This is a genomic window from Pseudomonas sp. MYb193 (assembly GCF_002966775.1).
Lineage (GTDB): Bacteria > Pseudomonadota > Gammaproteobacteria > Pseudomonadales > Pseudomonadaceae > Aquipseudomonas > Aquipseudomonas paracarnis.
In genome coordinates, this window is sequence record NZ_CP023269.1 from 6,186,157 (window position 1) to 6,211,636 (window position 25,480).

The 25,480-nt window shown below is 56.1% G+C and carries 25 protein-coding genes and 1 pseudogene; 4 read left to right on the forward strand and 22 right to left on the reverse strand.

The window, feature by feature from the left end:
• Window positions 1–341: 341 nt before the first annotated feature.
• Both CLM72_RS28505 and CLM72_RS29430 read left to right on the forward strand, forming a co-directional pair.
• Window positions 342–1,985, forward strand: coding sequence for a TnsD family Tn7-like transposition protein (locus CLM72_RS28505; protein ID WP_105229057.1), 1,644 nt, complete (start codon window positions 342–344; stop codon window positions 1,983–1,985).
• 139 nt (window positions 1,986–2,124) lie between these two features.
• On the forward strand, window positions 2,125–2,292 hold the full coding sequence (locus CLM72_RS29430; protein ID WP_228394574.1) for an antitoxin Xre/MbcA/ParS toxin-binding domain-containing protein: 168 nt from the start codon (window positions 2,125–2,127) through the stop codon (window positions 2,290–2,292).
• Window positions 2,293–2,445: 153 nt separating this feature from the next.
• On the opposite strand, the gene CLM72_RS28515 is transcribed toward CLM72_RS29430, so the two are convergent.
• The 17 genes from CLM72_RS28515 to mnmG form a co-directional block, all read right to left on the reverse strand.
• Window positions 2,446–3,552 carry a TniQ family protein gene (locus CLM72_RS28515; protein WP_105229059.1) on the reverse strand — a complete coding sequence of 369 codons (1,107 nt, stop codon included), beginning with the start codon at window positions 3,550–3,552 and terminating at the stop codon, window positions 2,446–2,448.
• Window positions 3,553–3,710: 158 nt separating this feature from the next.
• The gene (gene glmS, locus CLM72_RS28520; RefSeq protein ID WP_034129178.1) at window positions 3,711–5,543 is read right to left on the reverse strand and encodes a glutamine--fructose-6-phosphate transaminase (isomerizing); all 1,833 of its coding nucleotides are present in this window, start codon (window positions 5,541–5,543) and stop codon (window positions 3,711–3,713) included.
• A 10-nt stretch (window positions 5,544–5,553) separates the two neighbouring features.
• The gene (locus CLM72_RS28525; protein ID WP_003195822.1) at window positions 5,554–6,321 is read right to left on the reverse strand and encodes a DeoR/GlpR family DNA-binding transcription regulator; all 768 of its coding nucleotides are present in this window, start codon (window positions 6,319–6,321) and stop codon (window positions 5,554–5,556) included.
• Between the two features lie 236 nt (window positions 6,322–6,557).
• Window positions 6,558–7,925 carry a bifunctional UDP-N-acetylglucosamine diphosphorylase/glucosamine-1-phosphate N-acetyltransferase GlmU gene (gene glmU, locus CLM72_RS28535; protein WP_105229061.1) on the reverse strand — a complete coding sequence of 456 codons (1,368 nt, stop codon included), beginning with the start codon at window positions 7,923–7,925 and terminating at the stop codon, window positions 6,558–6,560.
• A gap of 123 nt (window positions 7,926–8,048) precedes the next feature.
• A complete protein-coding gene (locus CLM72_RS28545; protein ID WP_003177061.1) occupies window positions 8,049–8,465 on the reverse strand; it encodes a F0F1 ATP synthase subunit epsilon in 417 nt (138 codons plus the stop codon).
• 44 nt (window positions 8,466–8,509) lie between these two features.
• Window positions 8,510–9,886 carry a F0F1 ATP synthase subunit beta gene (atpD, locus tag CLM72_RS28550; protein ID WP_003195827.1) on the reverse strand — a complete coding sequence of 459 codons (1,377 nt, stop codon included), beginning with the start codon at window positions 9,884–9,886 and terminating at the stop codon, window positions 8,510–8,512.
• A 27-nt stretch (window positions 9,887–9,913) separates the two neighbouring features.
• On the reverse strand, window positions 9,914–10,774 hold the full coding sequence (gene atpG, locus CLM72_RS28555) for a F0F1 ATP synthase subunit gamma (RefSeq protein ID WP_005792602.1): 861 nt from the start codon (window positions 10,772–10,774) through the stop codon (window positions 9,914–9,916).
• 50 nt (window positions 10,775–10,824) lie between these two features.
• Window positions 10,825–12,369, reverse strand: coding sequence for a F0F1 ATP synthase subunit alpha (gene atpA / locus CLM72_RS28560; protein WP_105229062.1), 1,545 nt, complete (start codon window positions 12,367–12,369; stop codon window positions 10,825–10,827).
• 21 nt (window positions 12,370–12,390) lie between these two features.
• On the reverse strand, window positions 12,391–12,927 hold the full coding sequence (locus tag CLM72_RS28565; protein WP_003195833.1) for a F0F1 ATP synthase subunit delta: 537 nt from the start codon (window positions 12,925–12,927) through the stop codon (window positions 12,391–12,393).
• Between the two features lie 12 nt (window positions 12,928–12,939).
• A complete protein-coding gene (locus CLM72_RS28570; protein WP_003195835.1) occupies window positions 12,940–13,410 on the reverse strand; it encodes a F0F1 ATP synthase subunit B in 471 nt (156 codons plus the stop codon).
• A gap of 55 nt (window positions 13,411–13,465) precedes the next feature.
• Window positions 13,466–13,723 carry a F0F1 ATP synthase subunit C gene (gene atpE, locus CLM72_RS28575; protein ID WP_002555987.1) on the reverse strand — a complete coding sequence of 86 codons (258 nt, stop codon included), beginning with the start codon at window positions 13,721–13,723 and terminating at the stop codon, window positions 13,466–13,468.
• 133 nt (window positions 13,724–13,856) lie between these two features.
• On the reverse strand, window positions 13,857–14,726 hold the full coding sequence (gene atpB / locus CLM72_RS28580) for a F0F1 ATP synthase subunit A (protein ID WP_003195886.1): 870 nt from the start codon (window positions 14,724–14,726) through the stop codon (window positions 13,857–13,859).
• Window positions 14,727–14,742: 16 nt separating this feature from the next.
• Entirely contained in the window at window positions 14,743–15,150 is a 408-nt protein-coding gene (locus CLM72_RS28585) for a F0F1 ATP synthase subunit I (protein ID WP_010565865.1), read from the reverse strand.
• Between the two features lie 148 nt (window positions 15,151–15,298).
• A complete protein-coding gene (locus tag CLM72_RS28590; protein ID WP_003195890.1) occupies window positions 15,299–16,171 on the reverse strand; it encodes a ParB/RepB/Spo0J family partition protein in 873 nt (290 codons plus the stop codon).
• Between the two features lie 9 nt (window positions 16,172–16,180).
• Entirely contained in the window at window positions 16,181–16,978 is a 798-nt protein-coding gene (locus CLM72_RS28595) for a ParA family protein (RefSeq protein ID WP_005792605.1), read from the reverse strand.
• Window positions 16,979–16,996: 18 nt separating this feature from the next.
• Complete coding sequence (gene rsmG / locus CLM72_RS28600) at window positions 16,997–17,641, reverse strand: 16S rRNA (guanine(527)-N(7))-methyltransferase RsmG (RefSeq protein WP_105229063.1); 645 nt, start codon at window positions 17,639–17,641, stop codon at window positions 16,997–16,999.
• Window positions 17,638–19,530, reverse strand: a complete 1,893-nt coding sequence (gene mnmG, locus CLM72_RS28605) for a tRNA uridine-5-carboxymethylaminomethyl(34) synthesis enzyme MnmG (protein ID WP_105229199.1) — start codon at window positions 19,528–19,530, stop codon at window positions 17,638–17,640. The genes rsmG and mnmG overlap by 4 nt, the downstream gene beginning before the upstream one ends.
• 601 nt (window positions 19,531–20,131) lie before the next feature.
• Between mnmG and CLM72_RS28610 the strand changes: the two genes are divergently transcribed.
• Together CLM72_RS28610 and CLM72_RS28615 are read left to right on the forward strand one after the other, a co-directional pair.
• Window positions 20,132–20,578: a sigma-70 family RNA polymerase sigma factor gene (locus CLM72_RS28610; protein ID WP_256595258.1), complete on the forward strand. Its 447-nt coding sequence runs from the start codon at window positions 20,132–20,134 to the stop codon at window positions 20,576–20,578.
• Window positions 20,578–20,920 (forward strand): annotated as a pseudogene (locus CLM72_RS28615) (DUF4880 domain-containing protein); the annotation flags it as partial. The gene CLM72_RS28610 and the pseudogene CLM72_RS28615, both read left to right, overlap by 1 nt.
• A gap of 45 nt (window positions 20,921–20,965) precedes the next feature.
• On the opposite strand, the gene mnmE reads toward CLM72_RS28615, so the two are convergent.
• From mnmE to rpmH, 5 genes are all read right to left on the reverse strand, one after another.
• Window positions 20,966–22,336: a tRNA uridine-5-carboxymethylaminomethyl(34) synthesis GTPase MnmE gene (mnmE, locus tag CLM72_RS28620; RefSeq protein ID WP_014720595.1), complete on the reverse strand. Its 1,371-nt coding sequence runs from the start codon at window positions 22,334–22,336 to the stop codon at window positions 20,966–20,968.
• 80 nt (window positions 22,337–22,416) lie between these two features.
• The gene (gene yidC, locus CLM72_RS28625; RefSeq protein ID WP_054898311.1) at window positions 22,417–24,099 is read right to left on the reverse strand and encodes a membrane protein insertase YidC; all 1,683 of its coding nucleotides are present in this window, start codon (window positions 24,097–24,099) and stop codon (window positions 22,417–22,419) included.
• A gap of 2 nt (window positions 24,100–24,101) precedes the next feature.
• Window positions 24,102–24,347 (reverse strand): membrane protein insertion efficiency factor YidD, encoded by a 246-nt coding sequence (yidD, locus tag CLM72_RS28630; RefSeq protein ID WP_019816912.1) that lies wholly within the window; start codon window positions 24,345–24,347, stop codon window positions 24,102–24,104.
• A complete protein-coding gene (rnpA, locus tag CLM72_RS28635) occupies window positions 24,340–24,747 on the reverse strand; it encodes a ribonuclease P protein component (RefSeq protein WP_020302575.1) in 408 nt (135 codons plus the stop codon). Before rnpA ends, yidD begins: the two co-directional genes overlap by 8 nt.
• 13 nt (window positions 24,748–24,760) lie before the next feature.
• Window positions 24,761–24,895 (reverse strand): 50S ribosomal protein L34, encoded by a 135-nt coding sequence (gene rpmH / locus CLM72_RS28640; RefSeq protein ID WP_003213577.1) that lies wholly within the window; start codon window positions 24,893–24,895, stop codon window positions 24,761–24,763.
• Between the last annotated feature and the right edge of the window lie 585 nt (window positions 24,896–25,480).

A 25,480-nucleotide genomic window follows, 5' to 3' on the forward strand; every position in this document is an offset into this window, starting at 1 on the left:
CATCGATCGTTTGTAATGCATCTTCAGTTTCAGTACTGCCTTTAGTAAACGTCACTTAATGATGCATAGTACCGCCGAAAAATGTCGGTTGACAACTGGAATAAAACAGCTAAGTTGCGCCTCCGCCGGCGCTTTTTTACTGACTTCCCAGTGTTTTCGGTGCTTGGAGCGCCAAAAACCGGCATGCATAGATGACCCGGTAATTAAAAAAATTTGGTAAATCCCCCCAGTTATGGGACCTACGATTCGTGAATAATCGTCTACCTGTTTAGGCGAAATTGATCCGTAGCACGAGTAGCCGGCCGCTAAACTCATTTCCTCTGTTTCCGCTCGGAGGCCACATGAACGTCACTTCTGGTCAGGAATGGGTGAGAGGGCAATTCCCTCGGCTGGACTGGCTACCCGACGAAACGCTATTCAGCCTATGCAGTCGACAGCATCTTGTAATGGGTAACCTAGACCCTGCGACTACATCGACTGCCGTGCTGGGCCTATCTGAGAAATTTATAAAGCATGATATTCCTTGCGGCATAGCAGCTTTAGAACAGAATGGATTTCATTATTGGGGAAGCGCGGAGTCGATTCTCCTACATCACACAATATTCTCAGTGTTTGTACCGTTCCAAAATAAAATCAAAATTGAAGATGCAATAATAACTATAAAAGGCGATCGAATTGATTCACTTAAATATCGACTTGGCTTGGTATCAAGTGGTTTTGGCGCTGAACACCCGTTGAAAGCATGTCCATATTGTATGCGCGAGGATGTGGACGCCCATGGTATAGCTTACTGGCACCTCACACATCAATACCCAGGTGTGTTGATCTGTCCACGCCACCAAGCTTGGCTCATGGTATCCACCAAAAGTAGGCGGTGGTCAGGTAGGTTTGAATGGTCGCTACCTACCAAGGACTGCTTGATCCAACAGGCCTCCTCACAGAAGCTGTGGTTACGCCCGGCTTTCCTGAACTTGGCAAACAATGTCATCGATCTTGCGGTCATCGGCAGAGTAATGTCCCTCGAGTCCTGCACCGTCGCTGCGACCTATCGAAAAGCTGTGCTCCAAGGGGGTGGATCTGCATCGCTGCTTGATCGCATAGAGCCGCTTCGCCGCTTTCATCTGTTTGAATCATTGCCGGAAGATGAGAAAAGCACTGAGTCATTTATGAACCAGCTTATCCGTACCCCCCGCAGAAGCATTCATCCTTTGAAGCATCTGCTACTGATTGATTGGCTATTTGATGACCTGCGCTCGTTCCTGAAGGCCTACGACGCTGAGGTCGCCAGATTAGTCCAGCGAGTCGCTAGCACTCCATCGCGAAAACCTGATGAGCAAGTCTCGCTTTCAAACGCTGCGGCTCCAACCAAAAACACTCCAAGACCCAAACGATTAAAAGGCCAGCTTAAAGAGGTTCTGCTCTCAAAACTGGGCAAGGGCATTCCGAAACAGAAGCTTTGTAAAGAGCTTGAGATCTCGGTCTCAACGATCAATAGGTTGTTGCGTGCCAATCCAGTTACCAATGCCCTGGCTATTGAAGCTAGGAACAGCCGGGAACTAGCGGAGCACAGAGCGCAGTGGCAATACCTACACAATTTGCATCCTGAACTGGGGGTCCAGGCTTTGAGAAACACCATTCCTTCTATCTATGCCTGGCTTTATAGAAACGACAAAGCATGGTTGATGGCCAAAGAGCAAACCTTCGTCAAACCGGCCAAAGTGGAAAAACACCCCATTGACTGGGAGGCCCGGGATTCTCGGCTGCTCAGCATGATACGAACGGCGTACGAGGCGATTACTGGACTGCAGCGCGGTCCAGTCACTACGACCGAGCTTTACGCCCGGGTTCCCATGCTCTCGTCTTGCTTGGAAAATCGGAACCGATACCCCGCCTCAAGAGCATTCTTGTCCACGGTGCTGCGTCGCTCCAAGTCGAAGGTCCTTCACGACCACGTGCAATGCGGTAAGGCCAGCGGATTTCGGTAGCCCCTCACGCTAGCTGAAGAAACGAACGAGGTGTAAGGACATGAGTAAGATTTCTATCCTAGGATTGGCCCTTTCGCGCCCGCCAGCATGCTGGAGCTCAACATACCGTGGCTACGAGTTCAGACGGGTACAAGCCTTGATGCAGGCAAGTCACACCTTAGGAAACCGTAAAAGCGCCGATAGGTGGCTCGGTTCACCAGTACTTGCGCTCAACCGACGCAGCCCTTGCGAGATGCTGACCAAACCTAGCGGCTATCCCGAGGTTCGAGACGTATTGCTCAGAATTGAACACGGAGTCTATATGTGACCTGTTCTGGCTCCCTAGCGGCCTGCGAGAGGAAAAGCGGTGCTCACCGCCAGGGATTGAGCTGTTGATCCTATAGTATGACGGGGATATCGATACTCATGGGAATCACTTTATTGGAGGTTAGTCCTCGTAGCGTACATTTAGAGCGGAAACCTATTTCCGTCTGTAAACACCCGGCGGCGCTTTCTTGACTAGCTCGGGTCGAGGTTGAGGACCTTTTCTTTTTGGTCGCTCAAAACTACAGCAGGGATAATACACTGGCCGCCAATCCCACATCCGTAAAAAGTCCCTAGCAGGGAACGGACAACACCAGACACCAACACCTTGGTCATAGTTTTCTTCAACGAAATGTGTTGACTCTTGATGTCCTGCTATATAAGTAGACCATAATGTCTCCACTGGGCGAACTTCGTCCCCATACGACTTCACGTCAATGACAAAGTCAGCAAATCTTTCATAGACTCCCAATATAGCCTGAATAATAAAATCAGTAGTTTCTCCATGTGGTAGCCTGTTCCTAGACCTGGCCTCTTGGACAATCTCTAGCCGCCGTTTAATTGTATATCCTAGAGGCTGGTTGTATCTGGAGTTCCAAATTTTAAGCTTTAGTTTGTCATTTTGATGGACTTTCTCATTCAAAACCGCAAGAACTGCCTCCTCAGAGAGGTGGTAGGTGGCTGACAGGATCTCTGCAAAGAATTGAGCTTTCTTCAGCTCAAATTGGTCTGCGTTCAACATCACTGAGCTATCTTTAAACTGCTGTCCCTCACAGGTAGCCCACATCACATTCAGATCATGGCCACCATGGCGGAACGGCTTGTCACAGTATGGGCAGCGTTTGACTAACTCTACATTGTGCTCAGCACAGACTTTCAGCTCACAACAGTGAGCACGTCGCCAAAAGGAGAACCCTAAGCGTTCAACATCTTCGGCAACACAAACTGGGCAAAATCCGGCCTGGGTACTATCGGAACTATAGAGATTCGGACGACCTATATATTCGTCCCTAGAGTAGGAAATATCTTGAATATTTTTAAAAATTTCTTTTAACGGATAATCAGTATGCTTATGAAGAATCTTGTTAAAACCGTAGCAACCAATCCATCCCTGCGTTCCGGCGATTGACAAAATATCCGTGCTTAAGATGCAGTTTTTGGGAAACTTCCGAAAGACCTCCTCGGAAGAATGTTTCCCTTTAATAAAAAGAGTTCTTGCCACAAAGGAACGCACCGTCTCCTCAGGCTGAATAGCTAAGATCATTTGCTCGTCTAAACCTTGAAGTGCGTCCCGAGCACGGTGGCCCGGACAAAGCGTCACCGGCTCCTCAATCGCGGGGGATCGAAGGCGCCAGCGACAGACTTTATTTATTTCCGACAGACTTTATTTCGTAGCTTCACTTTTGGGTACGTCAGTAAGGCTTACTCCACCGTCACCGACTTGGCCAAGTTACGCGGCTGGTCAACGTCGGTGCCTTTGAGCACGGCAACGTAGTACGACAGCAACTGCAGCGGGATGGTGTAGAGGATCGGCGACAGCGTGTCGTGGATGTGCGGCATGTTGATGACGTGGGTGCCTTCACCGTTGGTCATGCCGGCTTTTTCATCTGCGAAAACGATCAGTTGGCCACCACGGGCGCGTACTTCCTGCAGGTTGGACTTGAGCTTCTCCAGCAGTTCGTTGTTCGGCGCCACGGTAACCACCGGCATGTCGTCATCCACCAAGGCCAGCGGGCCGTGCTTGAGCTCACCGGCCGGGTAGGCTTCGGCGTGGATGTACGAGATTTCCTTGAGTTTCAGCGAGCCTTCCATCGCCACCGGGTATTGCGCGCCACGGCCCAGGAACAGGGTGTGGTTCTTGTCGGCGAACAGCTCGGCGACTTTTTCCACGGTGCTGTCCATGGCCAAGGCTTCACCCAGGCGGGTCGGCAGGCGGCGCAGTTCTTCCACCAGGGTGGCTTCGACACCTTCGGCGAGGGTGCCGCGCACCTGGCCCAGGGACAGGGTCAGCAGTAACAGGCCCACCAGTTGGGTGGTGAAGGCTTTGGTGGAGGCGACGCCGATTTCGCGCCCGGCCTGGGTCAGCAGGGTCAGGTCGGATTCACGCACCAGGGAGCTGATGCTGACGTTGCAGATGGCCAGGCTGCCGAGGAAGCCCAGTTCCTTGGCATTGCGCAGGGCGGCCAGGGTGTCGGCGGTTTCACCGGACTGAGAGATAGTCACGAACAGGGTGTCAGGCTGTACCACCACTTTGCGGTAGCGGAACTCGCTGGCGACTTCGACCTGGCACGGGATGCCGGCCAGTTCCTCCAACCAGTAACGCGCCACCATACCGGCGTGGTAGCTGGTGCCACAGGCGACGATTTGCACGTTGCGCACTTTGGCGAACAGTTCGGCGGCTTGCGGGCCGAAAGCGTTCACCAATACTTGGTTCTGGCTCAGACGACCTTCCAGGGTGCGCTGTACCACGGACGGCTGCTCGTGGATTTCCTTGAGCATGAAGTGGCGGAACTCGCCTTTGTCGGCGGCTTCGGCGCCATCGCGGTATTGCACGGCTTCGCGCTCGACGGACTGACCGTTCACGTCCCAGATCTGCACGCTTTCACGGCGGATGTCGGCAATGTCGCCTTCTTCCAGGTACATGAAGCGGTCGGTCACTTGGCGCAGGGCCAGTTGGTCGGAGGCAAGGAAGTTCTCGCCCAAGCCCAGGCCGATCACCAATGGGCTGCCGCTGCGTGCGGCAACCAGGCGGTCAGGCTGGCTGGCGCTGATCACGGCCAGGCCGTAGGCGCCATGCAGTTCCTTGACCGTGGCCTTGAGGGCGGTGGTCAGGTCGCTGTGATCCTTGAGCTTGTGGTTGAGCAGGTGGGCGATCACTTCGGTGTCAGTGTCCGAGGTGAACACATAGCCCAGGCCCTTGAGTTGTTCACGCAGCACTTCATGGTTTTCGATAATGCCGTTGTGCACCACCGCCAGGTCGCCGGAGAAGTGCGGGTGAGCGTTACGCTCGCAGGGTGCACCGTGGGTGGCCCAACGGGTGTGGGCAATGCCCAGGCGACCTACTAGCGGCTCACCGGCCAGGGCTTGGTCCAGTTCGCTGACCTTGCCCGGGCGGCGCATGCGCTCCAGCTTGCCGGCGTTGGTGAAGACGGCCACACCGGCGCTATCGTAACCGCGGTATTCGAGGCGCTTGAGGCCTTCGATCAGGATGGCAGTAACGTTACGTTCGGCGACTGCGCCAACAATTCCACACATGGTGCTTCTCCTAGATGATTGCCGCGCATATCAGCGTAATGCCGCGGGCTTGGATCTGGTCGCGGGCCTCGAGCGGCAGGCGATCATCGGTAATAAGGGTATGGACGCTGCTCCAGGGCAGTTCCAGGTTGGGAATCTTGCGGCCGATCTTGTCAGATTCGACCATCACCACCACTTCACGGGCGACCTCGGCCATCACACGACTCAAGCCCAGCAGCTCGTTGAAGGTGGTAGTGCCGCGCTGCAGATCAATGCCATCGGCGCCGATGAACAGTTGATCAAAGTCGTAAGAACGTAGGACCTGCTCGGCGACCTGCCCCTGGAACGAGTCCGAATGCGGGTCCCAGGTACCCCCGGTCATCAACAGCACCGGTTCATGTTCCAGTTCGCTCAAGGCGCGGGCCACGTTCAGGGAGTTGGTCATCACCACCAAGCCCGGCTGATGACCCAGTTCAGGGATCATCGCGGCGGTGGTGCTGCCGCTGTCGATGATGATGCGCGCGTGTTCACGCAAGCGCTTCACGGCCGCACGGGCGATGGCGCGCTTGTAGGCCGAGATGGGCTGGGCAGCGTCGCCCACCAGCTCTTGGGGCATGGTGATTGCGCCACCGTAGCGACGTAGGAGCAGGCCGTTACTTTCGAGGGCGGCAAGGTCCTTGCGGATGGTCACTTCCGAAGTTTCGAAATGTTTGGCCAACTCGTCCACGCTGACTTCGCCCTGTTCGTTGAGCAAGGTGAGGATATTGTGGCGTCGTTGGGGGGTGTTTCGTTTCGACATGGTAGTGATAAGTTTCGTTTCGAAAGATAACGAAGGCAATCAAAACCTATTGGCGAAAGATCGTCAAGGGGAAGAAGGCATTTTTGTAGAGCTTTCGGGCATGCCACTAAACAACTGTGGGAGCTGGCTTGCCTGCGAGAGCGGCGTGTCAGACGACATCATGGTGAATGTCAGACCGCTATCGCAGGCAAGCCAGCTCCCACAGGAGCGCACCAGGCCATCGAATTGTGGATAACTCAGGTCTTTTTGATTTTGACCGGGCGTTTCCAGCCGTCGATGTTGCGTTGACGAGCGCGGGCAACGGCCAGTTGGGACTTATCCACATCCTGGTTGATGGTCGAGCCCGCTGCGGTGTTGGAACCATCACCGATGGTCACGGGAGCAACCAGCGAGTTATTGGAGCCGATGAACACGTCTTCGCCAATGGTGGTCTGGTACTTGTTGGCACCGTCATAGTTGCAGGTGATGGTGCCAGCCCCAATGTTGGTGCGTGCGCCGATGACGGCATCGCCCAGGTAAGTCAGGTGACCGACTTTGGCGCCCTCGCCGAGGTGAGCGTTTTTCAGTTCGACAAAGTTACCCACATGGGCCTGGGCCCCCAGCTCACTACCCGGACGCAAGCGCGCAAACGGCCCGGCATCGCTGCCCTCACCCATCACGGCACCGTCGATATGGCTGTTGGCCTTGACCACCACGCCTTTGCGCAAGGTACTGTCCTTGATCACGCAGTTCGGACCGATGACCACACCGTCTTCAATGATCACGCGGCCTTCGAGGATCACGTTGATATCGATCAGGATGTCGCGGCCCACCGTGACTTCGCCACGTACATCGAAACGCGCCGGGTCTCGCAGGGTCACGCCCTGGGCCATCAGGCGCAGGCCTTCGCGCAGTTGATAGTGACGTTCCAGCTCTGCCAGTTGTTTGCGGTCGTTGGCGCCCTGCACTTCCATCGGATGATGGGGCTGCTCGGTGGCGACCAGCAGGCCATCGCTGACGGCCATCTCGATGACGTCGGTGAGGTAGTACTCGCCCTGGGCGTTGTTGTTGGACAGCCGGCTCATCCAGTCGGCGAGCTTGTTGGCAGGCACGGCGAGAATGCCGGTATTGCCTTCAGTAATCGCGCGCTGGGCTTCGCTGGCATCTTTGTGTTCAACGATGGCGGCCACCTTGCCGTCGGCGTTGCGCACAATGCGGCCGTAGCCCGTAGGGTCATCCAGCTCAACAGTCAGCAGGCCCATCTGGCCAGGCACCACGTGCTTGAGCAGACGTTGCAAGGTTTCCACTTCAATCAGCGGGACATCGCCGTAGAGGATCAATACCGTGTCCGCGGTGATGAAAGGCACAGCCTGCGCGGTCGCGTGGCCGGTGCCCAGTTGCTTGTCTTGCAATACGAAATTCAGATCGTCCGCAGCCAGACGCTCACGGACCACGTCGGCACCGTGGCCAATCACCACATGAATACGTTGTGGGTCCAACTGGCGGGCGCTGTGGATAACATGGCCCAGCATGGAGTTGCCCGCAACCGGATGCAGTACCTTGGGCAGGGCTGAACGCATGCGGGTGCCCTGGCCTGCGGCGAGAATGACGATTTCAAGAGACATGAATGGCTACCAATCCTGGGCGGTCCGGGTTCAGACCAAAGAAGTGTTTTGCAAAAAAAGAAAAAGGGTAGCCGAGGCTACCCTTTTTAATCAATCACGCATCAAGCAAAACGGCGTGGCCGCTTACTTCTTGCGGATCTGCTGGAGAGTACGCAGCTGGGCTGCGGCCTCGGCCAGACGGACTGCAGCAGCGCTGTAGTCGAAGTCTGCGCCTTTTTCGTTCAGCGCCTTCTCGGCAGCCTTGACGGCTTCCTGAGCGGAGGCTTCATCCAGGTCGCCAGCACGTTGCACGGTGTCGGCAAGTACCTTGACCATGTTCGGCTGAACCTCGAGGAAACCACCAGAGATGTAAAACACCTCCTTTTCCCCGCCTTGCTTGGTCAGAGTGATCGGACCTGGCTTCAAGCTGGTGATCAATGGCGCGTGGCCCATGGCAATACCCAGGTCACCGAGTTCGCCGTGTGCAATCACCATTTCTACCAGACCGGAGAAGATTTCCCCTTCCGCGCTGACGATATCGCAATGGACTGTCATAGCCATCTGATTGCCTCAACCTGATGAGCGCCCGTTTCCGGGCGCCAGGATTACAGTTTCTTGGCTTTCTCGATCGCTTCTTCGATGCCGCCGACCATGTAGAACGCTTGTTCTGGCAGGTGGTCGTAGTCACCGTTGAGGATGCCTTTGAAGCCAGCAATGGTGTCTTTCAGGGAAACGTATTTACCCGAGGCACCGGTGAAGACTTCAGCCACGAAGAACGGCTGCGACAAGAAACGCTGGATCTTACGAGCACGGTTTACCAACTGCTTGTCGGCTTCCGACAGCTCGTCCATACCCAGGATCGCAATGATGTCCTTCAGTTCTTTGTAGCGCTGCAGCACGTACTGAACGCCGCGAGCGGTGTCGTAGTGCTCCTGGCCGATCACGTTCGGGTCCAGCTGGCGCGAAGTCGAGTCGAGTGGATCGACCGCTGGGTAGATACCCAGGGAAGCGATGTCACGGGACAGAACGACAGTGGCGTCCAAGTGGGCGAAAGTGGTGGCTGGCGACGGGTCGGTCAAGTCATCCGCAGGTACATATACCGCTTGGATCGAGGTGATCGAACCTTCCTTGGTCGAAGTGATACGTTCTTGCAGAACGCCCATCTCTTCAGCCAAGGTCGGCTGGTAACCTACTGCCGAAGGCATACGGCCCAGCAGTGCGGATACTTCAGTACCGGCCAGGGTGTAACGATAGATGTTGTCGACGAACAGCAGAACGTCGTTACCTTCGTCACGGAACTTCTCGGCCATGGTCAGGCCAGTCAGGGCTACGCGCAGACGGTTTCCCGGCGGCTCGTTCATCTGACCGTAAACCAGTGCCACTTTGTCCAGAACGTTGGAGTCCTTCATCTCGTGGTAGAAGTCGTTACCCTCACGAGTACGCTCACCAACACCTGCGAACACGGAATAACCGCTGTGCTCGATGGCGATGTTACGGATCAGTTCCATCATGTTTACGGTCTTGCCTACACCGGCACCACCGAACAGACCGACTTTACCGCCTTTGGCGAACGGGCAAACCAGGTCGATAACCTTGATGCCGGTTTCCAGCAGGTCGTTGCCGCCCGCTTGTTCTGCGAACGAAGGTGCTGCGCGGTGAATGCCCCAGCGCTCTTCGGTGGCAATCGGGCCAGCTTCGTCGATCGGGTTGCCCAGTACGTCCATGATCCGGCCCAGGGTCGCTTTACCGACCGGTACGGAGATGGCAGCGCCAGTGTCGACAACGTCCAGACCGCGCTTCAAGCCTTCGGTGGAACCCATCGCAATGGTACGAACTACGCCGTCGCCCAGCTGCTGCTGAACTTCCAGGGTAGTTTCCGCGCCTTGTACTTTCAGCGCGTTGTAGATGCTCGGTACGCTGTCGCGTGGAAATTCCACGTCGATAACGGCGCCGATGATTTGAACGATACGTCCGCTACTCATAGCTGGATCCTCTGAATATTTGAACCGTTAAACCGCGGCAGCGCCGCCGACGATTTCCGAGATCTCTTGGGTGATCGCAGCCTGACGCGCCTTGTTGTAGATCAGCTGCAAATCGCTGATCAGATCACCGGCGTTATCGGTAGCGTTTTTCATCGCGATCATCCGCGCCGCTTGTTCAGCTGCGTTGTTCTCGACCACCGCCTGGTACACCTGCGACTCCACGTAGCGCACCATCAAGCCGTCAAGCAGCTCTTTGGCGTCTGGTTCGTAGAGGTAGTCCCAGTGGTGCTTGAGTTCCTGATCCGGAGTCGCCACCAGTGGAATCAATTGCTCCACGGTTGGCTGCTGGGTCATGGTGTTGATGAACTTGTTGGATACCACGGAAAGGCGGTCAATCCGGCCTTCCAGGTACGCATCCAGCATCACCTTCACACTGCCGATCAAATCATTGATCGACGGCTCTTCACCCAGGTGGCTGATAGCTGCAACGACGTTACCGCCGAAGTTACGGAAAAAGGCCGCACCCTTGCTACCAACAACACACAGATCGATCTCGACGCCGTTTTCGCGGTTTACCGCCATGTCCTTGACCAGGGCCTTGAACAGGTTGGTATTCAGACCACCACACAAACCACGGTCACTGCTCACTACCACATAACCTGCACGCTTGACGGCGCGCTCGATCATGAACGGGTGGCGGTATTCCGGGTTGGCGTTGGCCAGATGCCCAATTACCTGGCGGATACGCTCCGCATAAGGACGGCTAGCAGCCATGCGCATTTGTGCCTTGCGCATTTTGCTGACCGCCACTTTTTCCATGGCGCTGGTAATTTTTTGCGTGCTTTTGATGCTCGCAATCTTACTGCGAATCTCTTTTGCGCCTGCCATGTAACACCTATCAGGTTAGCAAGCGGGAGCCTTGCGGCTCCCGCTGCGGCTTACCAGGTTTGGGTGGCCTTGAACTTCTCGATACCGGCTTTCATGCCAGCGTCGATATCGTCATTGAAGTCACCCTTCACGTTGATCTTCGCCATCAATTCGGCGTGATCGCGGTTGAAGTAAGCAATCAGCGCTTGTTCAAAGCTGCCGACCTTGGCGATTTCAACGTCGGTCAGGAACCCACGCTCAGCGGCATACAGCGACAACGCCATGTCAGCGATCGACATTGGGGCGTATTGCTTCTGCTTCATCAGCTCGGTAACGCGCTGACCATGCTCAAGTTGCTTACGGGTCGCTTCGTCCAGGTCAGAAGCGAACTGGGCGAATGCCGCCAGTTCACGGTACTGAGCCAGAGCGGTACGGATACCACCGGAGAGCTTCTTGATGATCTTGGTCTGAGCGGCACCACCCACACGGGATACCGAAACACCGGCGTTCACTGCAGGGCGGATGCCCGAGTTGAACATGGCCGATTCCAGGAAGATCTGACCGTCGGTGATGGAAATCACGTTGGTCGGAACGAACGCGGAAACGTCGCCAGCCTGGGTTTCGATGATCGGCAGTGCGGTCAGGGAACCGGTTTTTCCGGTCACTGCGCCGTTGGTGAACTTCTCTACGTATTCTTCCGAAACGCGGGATGCGCGCTCCAGCAGACGGGAGTGGAGATAGAACACGTCGCCTGGGTAAGCTTCACGACCTGGTGGACGGCGCAGCAGCAGGGAAATCTGGCGATAAGCCACTGCTTGCTTGGACAGATCGTCATAAACGATCAGCGCGTCTTCACCGCGGTCGCGGAAGAATTCACCCATGGTGCAACCGGAGTACGGTGCCAGGAATTGCAGCGCAGGAGATTCCGAAGCACTGGCAGCCACGATGATCGTGTTGGACAGGGCGCCGTTTTCTTCCAGCTTGCGAACTACGTTGGCGATGGTCGATTGCTTCTGACCGATGGCTACGTAGACGCAGAAAATGCCGCTGTCTTTCTGGTTGATGATCGCGTCGATCGCCAGAGCGGTTTTACCGATCTGACGGTCACCGATGATCAGCTCACGCTGGCCACGGCCGACTGGGATCATGGCATCGACAGCCTTGTAGCCAGTCTGTACAGGCTGGTCTACCGACTTACGCCAGATCACGCCTGGAGCAACTTTCTCGACCGCGTCGGTCTCGGTGTTGCCCAGTGGACCTTTACCGTCAACAGGGTTACCCAGTGCGTCGACTACGCGACCCAGCAGTTCCTTACCAACCGGAACTTCCAGGATGCGGCCTGTGCACTTGGCGCTCATGCCTTCAGCCAGACTGGTGTACGCGCCCAATACAACGGCACCTACGGAGTCTTGCTCCAGGTTGAGGGCCATACCGTAGACGCCGCCCGGAAACTCGATCATCTCGCCGTACATTACGTCGGCCAGACCGTGAATCCGCACGATGCCGTCAGATACGCTGACGACAGTGCCTTCGTTACGGGCTTGGGAGGTCACATCGAGCTTGTCGATGCGGCCCTTGATAATTTCACTTATTTCGGAAGGATTGAGTTGCTGCATTGCTCTGCTGCCCCTTCAAACTCAAGATTTCAATGCTTCGGCAAGTTTCGCGATTTTGCCGCGAATCGAGCCATCGATAACCAGGTCGCCGGCACGGATAACAACACCACCAATAAGCGATGCGTCCTCCGAAGCTTGCAGGCGCACTTCCCGATTGAGTCGTGCACTGAGAACCTTGGCGAGTTTGTCTTGCTGTTCTTGGTTCAATGCGAAAGCACTGGTCACTTCAACGTCTACCGATTTCTCTGCTTCGGCCTTGTACAGGTCGAACAGAGCGGCGATCTCCGGCAAAAGCGGGAGACGGTCGTTTTCGGCAATGACGTGGATGAAGTTCTGCACCTTCACATCAAACTTGTCGCCGCACACTTCAATAAAAGTGGCGGCCTTGTCTGCGCTCGTCAGGCGCGGGGCCTTGAGCACGCGCTGCATGGTGTCGTCTTGCGACACTGCTGCAGCCAGGCCGAGCATGGCTGACCAAGAGGCCAGCTGCTGGTGGGCCTGGGCGTGCTCGAAGGCTGCCTTAGCGTAAGGTCGGGCCAACGTGGTCAGTTCTGCCATGATCGCCCTCGCTTAAATTTCAGCAGCCAGTTTGTTAACCAGCTCCGCGTGCGCGTTTTGATCGATTGTGGCACCGAGGATCTTCTCAGCACCGCCAACGGCCAGAGCACCCAGTTGGGCACGCAGCGCGTCTTTGACACCGTTCAGTTCCTGTTCGATCTCGGCATGAGCCGAAGCCTTCACACGGTCAGCTTCGACGCGGGCTTTTTCAACAGCCTCTTCGACGATCTGGTTACCGCGTTTCTTGGCTTGCTCAATGATCTCGGCTGCCTGTGCTTTAGCTTCGCGCAGTTGCTGACCCACTTTCTCGTGGGCCAACTCCAGGTCGCGAGCTGCACGGCTGGCAGCGTCCAAACCATCCGCGATCTTCTTCTGACGTTCGTGCAAAGCCGCGATGACCGGAGGCCACACGAACTTCATGCAAAACACTACAAAAATGAAGAACGCAACGGATTGGCCAATCAGGGTTGCATTAATGTTCACGCCAACACCTCGCTCATTCGTTGTCCATCACCCCAATCACTCGAAAATCGAGTGATTAGCCAGCGAGTTGACCAACGAAGGGGTTCGCGAAGGTGAAGAACAGTGCGATACCAACGCCGATCATGGTCACGGCGTCGAGCAGGCCGGCGACGATGAACATTTTAACTTGCAGCATTGGGACCATTTCTGGCTGACGCGCTGCGCCTTCCAGGAATTTGCCGCCCAGCAGGCCGAAACCAATGGCAGTACCCAGGGCGCCCAGGCCGATCAACAGTGCAACAGCGATAGCGGTTAGACCAACTACAGTTTCCATCTTTCCTCCCGACTTTTACGTCGTATGGTTTAGGTTTTTTAGATTTTAAAGCGGTAAAACAAATCGTTTCATAGCCCTGTTGGGCCACCTTCCCGTTTGACCGGGAAGGACATCAGACTAGTCGAGACTGGTCTTAATGGTTCTCTTCGTGCGCCATCGACAGGTAGACGATGGTCAGCATCATGAAGATGAAGGCCTGCAGGGTAATGATCAGGATGTGGAACACAGCCCACGCCCACTGCAGAACTACGCCCAGGCCGCTAAGCCAGAGCAGGCCGCTGCCGAACATCACAGCGATCAGAATGAACACCAGCTCGCCGGCATACATGTTGCCGAACAGTCGCAGAGCCAGCGAAATCGGCTTGGCGATCAGGGTGACGAATTCCAGCAGGAAGTTCACCGGGATCAGCAGAGCTTGAACGAAGATGTTCTTGCTGCCGAACGGGTGCAGGGTCAGTTCGCCGATGAAGCCGCCGATGCCCTTGACCTTGATGCTGTAGAAAATGATCAGCGCGAATACCGACAGAGCCATGCCCAGTGTGGCGTTCGGGTCAGTGGTGGATACGGCGCGGAATGGAATGTGCGGGTCGCCGGAGATCGCCATGGCCAACTGAGGAATCCAGTCCACCGGAATCAGGTCGACGGCGTTCATCAGGAACACCCAGACGAAGATGGTCAGTGCCAGCGGTGCAATCACCGGGCTACGGCCATGGAAGCTGTCTTTCACGCTGCCATCGACGAATTCGACCAATACTTCAACGAAGTTCTGCAAAGCACCTGGCTGACCGGAAGTCGCCTTCTTTGCCGCCATGCGGAAAATCAGGACGAAGATCAGACCCAATGCGACCGACCAACCCAGAGTATCCAGGTGGAAAGCCCAGAAACCCATTTCTTTGGCTTCTGCTGCGGTGTGGGCAAAGCCCCAGCCGCCATTAGGAAGCTGACCGAAGGTCAGGTTCTGCAAGTGGTGCTGGATATAGCCCGAAGCGGTTGTTTCTGCCATGGTTGCCTCAAACGCCCTAAGGTTTCGAAAGTCTTGTTTTCATTAGCAGGGGAGCGAACCAGCTGACCAGTTGGGTCAACACGAAGACGCCGAATACAGCCAGCGGCGCCAATGGCTTCACACCTGCAAAGGTCAGTGCAAACAGCACTGCCGTCAAAATCAGTTTCCCCGCCTCGCCGGCATAAAAAGACCGGACGATAGCCTGGGCTGCTCGGGCGCCGGAAAACCGAAAGGCCCTGTGAGCAAAATACATATTGGGCAGCAAGGCTATCAGGCCTCCGCAGAGTCCTGAATACCCGGCTACGACTCCATGCCAATACCAAAGCGCCAATGCGGCGATCAGTAAAATGACAAATTGAGCCAGTAGAACCGGAAAAACAGCCAAGCGATGGAACGGCAACGTGTTTGGCGTGCGGGTTTCCATCACTCTTGCTCCTCAATGGTCGGCTGCCGGAAATCAATAACTTGGCATAATTTGTGCCGACAAAATGCGCGCAGAGTATAGGGGCGGTTCAGCCCCTATTCAACTGTCGGGTAGTGATTTCCGATCACGCGCTACATAAGCAAATGTTTCAGCGGATGTGGGCAAGGACGCCTTGAAGCTCGTCAAGGGAGTTATATCCGATGACCAATTGCCCTTTGCCCTTCTTGCCGTGACGAATTTGCACCGCAGAGCCCAGGCGCTCGGCCAGGCGCTGCTCGAGTCGCGCGATATCCGGATCAGGTTTGGCGGTTTCGACCGGTGCAGGTTTGCCGCTGAGCCACTGGCGCACCAGCGCTTCAGTCTGACGCACGGTCAGGCCTCGTGCGACAACGTGTCGCGCCCCTTCAACCTGTTGATTTTCCGGCAAACCGAGCAACGCACGGGCATGGCCCATTTCCAGGTCGCCGTGGGACAACATGGTCTTGATCACTTCCGGCAGCGCGATCAAACGCAACAAGTTGGACACGGTGACGCGGGACTTGCCCACTGCCTCAGCCACTTGTTGCTGGGTGAGCTGGAATTCCTGCTGCAAACGCTGCAACGCAATCGCTTCTTCGATCGGGTTTAGGTCTTCACGCTGGATATTCTCGATCAACGCCATGGCGATCGCAGTTTCATCCGGCACATCGCGCACCATCGCCGGGATGGTCTCCTTGCCGGCCTGCTGGCTGGCACGCCAGCGGCGCTCCCCGGCGATGATCTCAAAGCGGCCACCGCCAATGGGGCGCACCACGATGGGCTGCATCACGCCCTGGGCCTTGATCGAGTTGGACAGTTCTTCCAGGGCCTGGGGGTCCATGTCCCGTCGTGGCTGGTATTTGCCGCGCTGGATCAGGTCCAGCGGCAAGTGCTGCAGCTCGCGCTCGTCGGCCTGCACCGCTTGTTCTTCAAGCGATGTGACGGTCGGACCACTCAACAGTGCATCCAGTCCACGTCCGAGACCTCGTTTCTTGACGGCCATGGGGATTCCTTAAGTTGGCTGGGCTGCAGCGGTGCGTGAATTACGGCGTTGGCGGCGAACCATCTCGCCAGCCAATGCCAGGTAGGCAATGGCACCACGCGAGGATTTGTCGTACGCCAGCGCGGGCATGCCATAGCTTGGCGCTTCGGCCAGGCGGATGTTGCGTGGAATCACGGTGTCGTACAACTGATCGCCAAAGTGTTCCTTGAGCTGCGCCGACACATCGTTCATCAGGCTCAGGCGCGGGTCATACATGGTCCGCAGCAGGCCTTCGACTTTCAGGTTCGGGTTGAGCAGCTCGGCAATCCGCTTGATGTTATCCACAAGGTCGCTCAAGCCTTCGAGAGCGAAGTACTCGCACTGCATGGGGATAATTACCCCATCGGCGGCAACCAGCGCGTTAAGCGTGAGCATCGACAGCGACGGTGGGCAGTCGATCAAAATGTAATCGTAGTTTTCGCGAATGGGCGCCAGAGCGCTGCGCAGACGACTTTCTTTCATCTGCATTTCCAGCAGCACCACTTCCGCCGCGGTCAGATCGCGGTTGGCCGGCAGCAGTTGGTAACCGCCGTGCTCGGAATAGTGCATGGCCTGGGCCAGGTCGCATTCGCCAATCAGCAAATCGTAGACCGAGTTTTCCAGGCCGTGTTTATCCACACCGCTACCCATGGTGGCGTTGCCCTGTGGATCGAGATCGATCAGCAGCACCCGACGCTTGGTCGCGACCAGGGATGCTGCGAGGTTGATACAGGTGGTGGTCTTACCCACGCCACCTTTCTGGTTCGCTATCGCGAATACCTTAGCCATTCTTGCTTGTGTTCCCAATCATGCCGTGCGGCGCAGTATCAGCAGATGGCGTTGGCCTTGGCAACCAGGTACGGCCAAGGCGTGTTCGCTATCGAGGTGGAAGTCTGCCGGCAATGCTAACAGCTCGTCGCTTGGATGAACGCCCTTCATTGCCAACCAGCGGGTATCACGGTCGCCCAGGTGGCGTGTCCAGTTGCTGAAGTTCTCCATGCTGCTGAACGCCCGGGACATGATCCCATTGAAAGGCAGTTCAGGCGTGAATGCTTCGACACGACTGTGGATAACTTGCAGGTTATCCAGCTTGAGCTCGAGTTTGACCTGGGTCAGGAAGCGGGTTTTCTTGCCGTTGCTGTCCAGGCAGGTCACGTGGGACTCGGGAAACAGGATCGCCAACGGGATGCCAGGCATGCCGCCGCCGCTGCCCACATCGAGCCAACGGCCATTTTCGATAAACGGCATCACGCTGAGGCTGTCGAGCAAATGCCGCGACACCATCTCGTCTGGGTCACGCACTGCGGTCAGGTTGTAAGCCTTGTTCCATTTGATCAACAGGGCCAGGTAGCCCAGCAGTAGCTCATGCTGGGCTTCGGTCAGGGCCACGCCCAACTGGCGCGCCCCTGTGGATAACTCTTCGGCGTGTTGCGAGGTGACCAACGAACTCAAGCGCTTTGCTCCAACTGACGGCCCGCGCCGCGTTTTTTCAAATGAATCATCAACAGCGAAATGGCTGCCGGGGTGACGCCAGGGATACGTGAAGCCTGCCCGAGGGTTTCCGGCCGAGTTATCCCCAACTTGCTTTGAATTTCTTTCGACAACCCGGAAATCCCGGTGTAGTCGATGTCCACAGGCAGCTTGGTGTCTTCACTGGCGCGCAGCCGGGCGATCTCGTCCTGCTGGCGATCAATGTAGCCTGCGTATTTGGTCTTGATTTCAACCTGTTCGGCAACCTGTGGGTCTTCTGCGCCCTGGCCAGTCACTTCGACCAGACCAGCGTAGTCGATTTCCGGGCGGGAAAGCAGGTTGAGCAAGTTGTACTCATGGGTCAACGGCGTGCCGAATTTTTCTGCAATGGCGTCGCCTTGCTCCGTGCCCGGGCGAACCCAGGTACTTTTCAGACGCTGTTCTTCGAGCGCAATGCTTTCGCGTTTTTTGCAGAAGGCCGCCCAGCGGGCGTCATCGACCAGGCCCAGCTCGCGACCTTTTTCGGTCAAGCGCAGGTCGGCGTTGTCTTCGCGCAGGATCAGACGGTATTCCGCCCGAGATGTGAACATCCGGTACGGTTCCTGGGTACCCAGGGTAATCAGGTCGTCGACCAATACGCCGATGTAGGCTTCATCGCGACGCGGGCACCAGCTGTCTTTGCCCTGTGCACGCAATGCTGCGTTGGTCCCGGCCAGCAAACCTTGGGCCCCGGCTTCTTCATAACCGGTGGTGCCGTTGATTTGGCCGGCGAAGAACAGGCCGCCGATCACTTTGGTTTCCAGGCTGTATTTCAGGTCGCGCGGGTCGAAGTAGTCGTACTCGATGGCGTAGCCCGGACGCACGATGTGCGCGTTTTCCATACCGCGAATCGACTGCACGATCTGGATTTGCACATCGAACGGCAGCGAAGTGGAAATTCCGTTGGGGTACAGCTCGTGGGTGGTCAAGCCTTCGGGTTCGATAAAGACCTGGTGGCTTTCCTTGTCGGCAAAGCGGTGGATCTTGTCTTCGATCGACGGGCAATAACGCGGGCCAATGCCTTCGATCACCCCGGAATACATCGGCGAACGATCAAGGTTCGCGGCAATGATTTCGTGGGTTCGGGTGTTGGTGTGGGTAATCCAGCAGCTGACCTGTTTCGGGTGCTGTTCTTTGGAACCCATGAACGACATGACCGGGATCGGCGTGTCGCCGGCTTGCTCGGTCATCATCGAGAAATCCACAGAACGCCCATCAATGCGTGGCGGGGTTCCGGTTTTCAAACGGCCGACGCGCAGCGGTAGTTCACGCAGACGTTTTGCCAGGGCAATCGACGGCGGGTCACCGGCACGACCACCGGAATAATTTTGCATACCGATGTGGATAAGTCCGCCGAGGAACGTGCCCGTGGTCAGTACGACCGAATCTGCATGAAAACGCAGACCCATTTGCGTAACGACACCGCGTACCTGGTCCTGCTCGACGATCAAGTCATCGGCGGCCTGCTGAAATATCCACAGGTTCGGCTGGTTTTCCAGGGTTTCGCGTACCGCTGCTTTGTACAGGATGCGGTCGGCCTGAGCCCGGGTAGCACGTACGGCCGGGCCTTTGCGGCTGTTGAGCACGCGAAATTGAATACCACCCTTGTCGGTGGCCATCGCCATTACCCCGCCAAGGGCATCGATTTCCTTGACCAGATGGCTTTTGCCAATCCCGCCAATTGCGGGGTTGCAACTCATGGCACCGAGGGTTTCCACGTTATGCGTCAGCAACAGGGTTTTTACACCCATGCGTGCTGACGCCAGTGCTGCCTCGGTACCGGCGTGACCGCCGCCGATGACGATCACTTCAAAACGGGAAGGGAAATCCACCACGCACCTCGTGCCTGCTTATGTAGGTAATCAGGAATTGTTTGTTGAAAGGGTTCTACAGCTTTGGCGGCAAGTATAGGGACTTCGCCCTTCCTAAAGAACCCTTTGCACAAAATTTAACCAGCTGTGGATGAATCACAGACAATAGAAATTAAAAGAGAGAAATTTATTAAATCTTTGTTTTTATGTTTATTTATACTGAGCAACATTTCTGTGGATAGATCTCTGCAGGCCTTTATTTTCAATGTGTACAGCGATTCAAAACGTTGTGGTCATCTGCCGATGAGGCCCTTGGATAAGTGCTTTAAACCTGTGGATTAAACGACTGGTTATCCACAGATGGGTTTTTACTCAGGTTTCAGGCCCTGTTATCAACTGGGCACAACCGCGGTTATTCACAGGGCTTAATCCACAGAAACGGCCGATTTCGTCCACGGCAAAGCTGGGAATTAGTCCCGGGTGGCACAAAAACAGATCTATTGTGGGAAAACACCGGGCCAGTTAATAATAGGGATTATCATTAACCTACCTTGTCGCGCCTATGCCTTCCTCCTCACATACCGCAGCGGTCCAGCACATCTATGAACAGCACCATTCGTGATTGCGCGGATGGCTCAAGGGAAAATTGCATAACGCCAGCGATGCAGCCGATGTGGCCCACGATACGTTCGTGCGCATGCTCGGTGGACGACATGCGGCGCAGATCCTCGAACCACGGGACTATCTGGCCACCATCGCGAGGGGCCTGGTGATTGACCGGTATCGCCGGCACGCCATCGAGCAGGCCTACAGGCAAACCCTGGCAGAGCGTCCCGAAACCACAGCTATCAGTGAAGAAGACAAGGCAATCATCATCGAAACCCTGGTGGCTGTGGATAAAGCGCTGTCTGGCCTGGGTGAGCGGGCACGACGAATTTTCGTGCTCGCACAGATTGAAGGGCTGACTTATCAACAGATCGCCGATCAACTGCAGGTATCGCTGACCACGGTGAAGAAACACATGATCCGCGCCCTCACCGAATGCTCCCTGATCATGGCCAACCGGTAATGGTCAGCCCCCACCGCAAGACGTTCGAGGCCGCTGCCAGTTGGTATGTGCAATTTCAGTCGCAACCACCGACGCCCGCACAACATCAAGCCTGGCAGCAGTGGCTTAATCGTGACCCATCCCACCAGGCGGCTTGGAACCAGATGGAGCAGTTGCAGCGCAGCCTTGGTGCCCTGTCCCCTGACCTCACACGCCGCGCGTTATCCACCACGCAACAGCGGCGCCAGGTCCTCAAGTGGATGCTGGTGCTCGGCGGCAGTGGGGTGGAACGTCCAGCAACATACGTCGCTGGGCAACGTATGGGCTGATTACCGCACGTCGGTGGGCGACAGCCGTACCTTGCTCGGTACGGTGTCTTACAACTGGTAGACGATGTGGATAACTCGGCTATTTGCCAATGCAAAAGCTGGAGAAAATCCGCCCCAGCAAATCATCCGAGCTGAAAGCGCCGGTGATTTCACCCAGCAGCTGCTGCGCCTGACGCAAATCTTCAGCCAGCAGCTCCCCAGCCCCCGCCAAGGTCAGCTGGGCCCGCCCGTGCTCCAGGGCCGCGCTGGCATGACGCAGCGCTTCCAGGTGCCTGCGCCGCGCACTGAAGCTGCTTTCCGAGGTCTGTTCGTAGCCCATGCAGGCTTTAAGGTGCTCTCGCAGCAATTCCAGACCCTCGCCGGCCGATTTCGCGCTCAAGCTGATAGTGACGTGGCCATCTTCACTGGTTTCCAGGGCGATGGCTTCACCCGTAAGGTCGGCCTTGTTACGGATCAAGGTGACTTTGGCCGGGTCTGGCCGTTGTTCAAGAAATTCCGGCCACAAGGCAAAAGGATCCACAGCTTCAGGTGCAGTGGCATCCACCACCAGCAACACACGATCGGCTTCGCTGATCGCCTTGAGCGCACGTTCCACGCCGATCTTTTCCACCTGGTCGTCGGTGTCGCGCAGACCAGCGGTGTCGACCACGTGCAGCGGCATACCGTCGATGTGGATATGTTCACGCAAGATATCCCGGGTAGTGCCGGCGATCTCGGTGACGATGGCCGCCTCGCGCCCTGCCAGAGCATTGAGCAGGCTGGATTTGCCGGCATTGGGCCGGCCGGCAATCACCACCGTCATACCATCGCGCAGCAAGGCGCCCTGTCCGGCTTCGCGCAGCACTGTGGATAACTCATCGCGGACTTTATCCAGCATCGCCAATACATGGCCATCCGCCAGGAAGTCTATTTCTTCTTCCGGAAAATCAATCGCGGCTTCGACGTAGATGCGCAGGCTGATCAGTTGCTCGGTCAAGTTATGCACACGCAGGGAAAAAGCCCCCTGCAATGAACGCAATGCGTTACGTGCAGCCTGTGCAGAACTGGCTTCGATCAAATCGGCGATGGCTTCGGCCTGGGCCAGGTCGAGCTTATCGTTCAAGAATGCGCGTTCGCTGAATTCCCCTGGTCTGGCCAGGCGGCAACCCAATTGCAAGCAGCGCTGCAGCAGCATGTCCAACACCACAGGACCACCGTGCCCTTGTAGTTCAAGGACATCCTCACCGGTGAACGAGTTTGGCCCTGGAAAATAGATGGCCAGCCCCTCGTCCAATACGCTGTGGTCGGCATCCAGGAACTGGCCGTAATGGGCATAACGGGGTTTCAGCTCCCGGCCGCTGATAGCCTTGGCTGCCACGCCCGCCAATGGCCCGGAAATTCGAACGATGCCGACGCCGCCCCGACCTTGAGCGGTAGCGACAGCAGCGATGGTTTCACGAGGAGCGCTCATCAGCAGGTTTCCAGAACAAAAGTGACGGAAAGCAAAACGCCCCACTAGGGGGCGTCTTGAGTGGTTATCCACAGAGTAAATTACGCCTCGGCTTTTTTGGTAGCCGCTTCGATTTTACGTGTGATGTACCACTGTTGAGAGATCGACAACACGTTGTTGACCACCCAGTACAGTACCAAGCCAGCAGGGAACCACAGGAAGAAGAAGGTGAAGATGATTGGCATCATTTTCATTACCTTGGCCTGCATCGGATCCGGCGGGGTTGGGTTCAGACGCTGCTGGATAAACATGGTCGCGCCCATGATGATCGGCAGGATAAAGAACGGGTCTTTGATCGACAGGTCAGTTATCCACAGCATGAACGGCGCCTGGCGCATTTCAACGCTTTCCAGGAGTACCCAGTACAACGAGAGGAACACCGGCATCTGCACCAGAATCGGCAAGCATCCACCCAGCGGGTTGATCTTCTCTTTCTTGTACAGCTCCATCATGGCTTGCGACATTTTCTGCCGGTCATCACCATGTTGTTCTTTCAACGCGGCCAGTTTCGGGGCCACGGCACGCATACGCGCCATCGACTTGTAGCTGGCTGCCGACAGAGGGAAGAAAAGCCCTTTGATCAGCATGGTCAGGAAGATGATCGACCAGCCCCAGTTACCGACGATGCTGTGGATATGTTGCAACAGCCAGAAGATCGGCTGGGCAATGAACCACAGGAAGCCGTAATCCACGGTCAATTCCAGACCTGGGGACAACTCTTTCAGTACCGCCTGGCTTTTAGGGCCGGCGTACAGGGTAGCGCTGGTTTCAGCCTTGGCACCTGGAGCGACGGTCAACGCCGGGCCAGTGAAGCCAATGATGTAGTTGCCCTGGCTGTCCTTGCGGGTTTGAACCAGGTTCGCGTCACCCTTGTTCGGAATCCAGGCGGTCACGAAATAGTGCTGCAGCCACGCTACCCAGCCACCTTGGACGGTTTCTTTCAGCGTGCCCTTGTCGATATCTTTCATCGACACTTTTTTGTACGGCTCGTTACTTGTCCACAGGGCGGCGCCCAGGTAAGTGGCGGTGCCGGTGGCGGTGCTGGAAGACGGATCGGAGCTGGCGTCACGCTTGAGCTGGGCAAACAGGTTGCCGCTCCAGGCTTTGTCGCTGGTGTTGTCGATCAGGTAAGTGACCTTCAAATCGTACAAACCGCGGGTAAAGCTGAAACGCTTGATGTAGTTGACACCGTCGAGGCTGAATTTCAGGTCGACGTTCAACTGGTTCTGGCCGTCTGCCAGTTGATAAGTCTTTTGTTCGGTCGAATAAACCGGACGGCCGGTAGCACGTGCATCCGGACCATTGGTACCGGTCAGGCCGCTTTGTGCCAGATAAGTACGTTCACCGCCGTTATCGAACAGTTGGAACGGCACATCCGGATGGTCTTGGCGACGTGGATACAGCGGCAGCTTCAGCTGTGCGATATCACCACCCTGTGGGTCGATAGCCAACTCGAGCACATCCGTTTTCACGTGGATGAGGTCTTTGTTGGTGACCACTGGCGTTTCTAACGGGGCACTTGTCTCGCCATTCGCGCTGGGTACATCGGCACTCGCGGACGCATTGTTACCCAGCGGGGTGTCCGGAATAGCCGGCGCAGCCTGATTGGTAGCAACATTCTGAGTCGGCAGGGCAGCCTGACCGTAGTCCTGGTTCCATTTAAGGACCATGACATAGGACACGATTGCCAGGGCGACGATCAGGATTGTGCGTTTAATATCCATGATTACTCGGCCATCGAAGAAGAACGGGAGGTAGGGATAGGTGGAACCGGGTCATAACCACCGGGATTCCACGGATGACAGCGACCTAAACGACGAAAGGTCAGCCAGCCACCGCGCAGAAGACCATGATTTTCTATGGCCTCTAACGCGTAGCAGGAACAACTGGGGTAGAAACGACAGTGACTGGCCATCAGAGGACTAATGGCATAGCGATAAAACTGGATCGGAACGATTGCCAGTTTACGCATCAAGGCTGTCTACCCCTACAGTTTCGGTGCTGACTGCTGGTGCTGGCTTGTGGGTACGCGCCAAACGTTTCCAGAGCTTGCCGAAATGCTGAATCAATTCGGGGTTTTCTACATCACCCAAGCCTTTGCGCGCGACGATAACAATATCCCAACCAACCAGAGTGTCCTGGTGGAGGCGAAACGATTCGCGCATCAGACGCTTGAGGCGATTGCGCTCAACGGAGAGCTTTACGCTCTTCTTGCCGATCACCAACCCGAGACGGGGGTGATCAAGATCGTTGTTACGCGCAAGGAGCAGGAGATTTTTCCCCGGAACCTTGCCGGTGGGGGAGTCAAAGACTGCCTTGAAATGCCGGGGGGTTAGCAGACGCTTTTCCCGACTGAAGTCCTGACTCACCACCAGTACCGGATTATCAAACTGCCAGACGCGCACGACCTTTGGCGCGGCGACGCGACAGGACAGCACGGCCGTTCTTGGTAGCCATGCGAGCACGGAAGCCGTGAGTACGGGCGCGTTTGATGGTGCTTGGTTGGAAAGTACGTTTCATGGCGTTGTTACCTGGTTCGTCCACAACGGGCCGGAATGGCCCCCGTTTTAAGAGACCGGCGATTCTAGAGAAAGCAAGCCTCTAGGTCAATTTCCAACCAGCTTTTCCTTTAATTAGATGTCGACGGGGTCCTGACGCCCTTCTCCCCGTTTGGCTTCCATCCGGCATGCGATAGATATAAAAATAAAGAAGGAAGTTATTTAAAGCTTTTCTGTAAAGCTTATAAAAGCTAGGGACACGATCATCTGTGGATAACTGCTTTGAGCCCTTGTTCCACGTGTTGTACAGAGAATGACAACACGGGGGAGAAGCGGTGCTCTGCCTGTGCTGCGCTATCGGATAAGCTGTGTGTGGAACGGGTAGTTATCCACAGGCCAGTTACCCACAGACTTTTGACCCCACTTGTGCAACGAGCTCAGGTGGGTTTATCCACAGAGCTTATGCACAGACCATTGGTCGCCTTTTTAGCGGTTAAGGCATTGATTTTGGGTGGCCTGTGAGCAACCTACATGTGGATAAGTGGACGGCTGGCCGCTACAATGGCGGCTGTTTTTGCCTCACCGGCTTTCAACTTAGGGGATATCC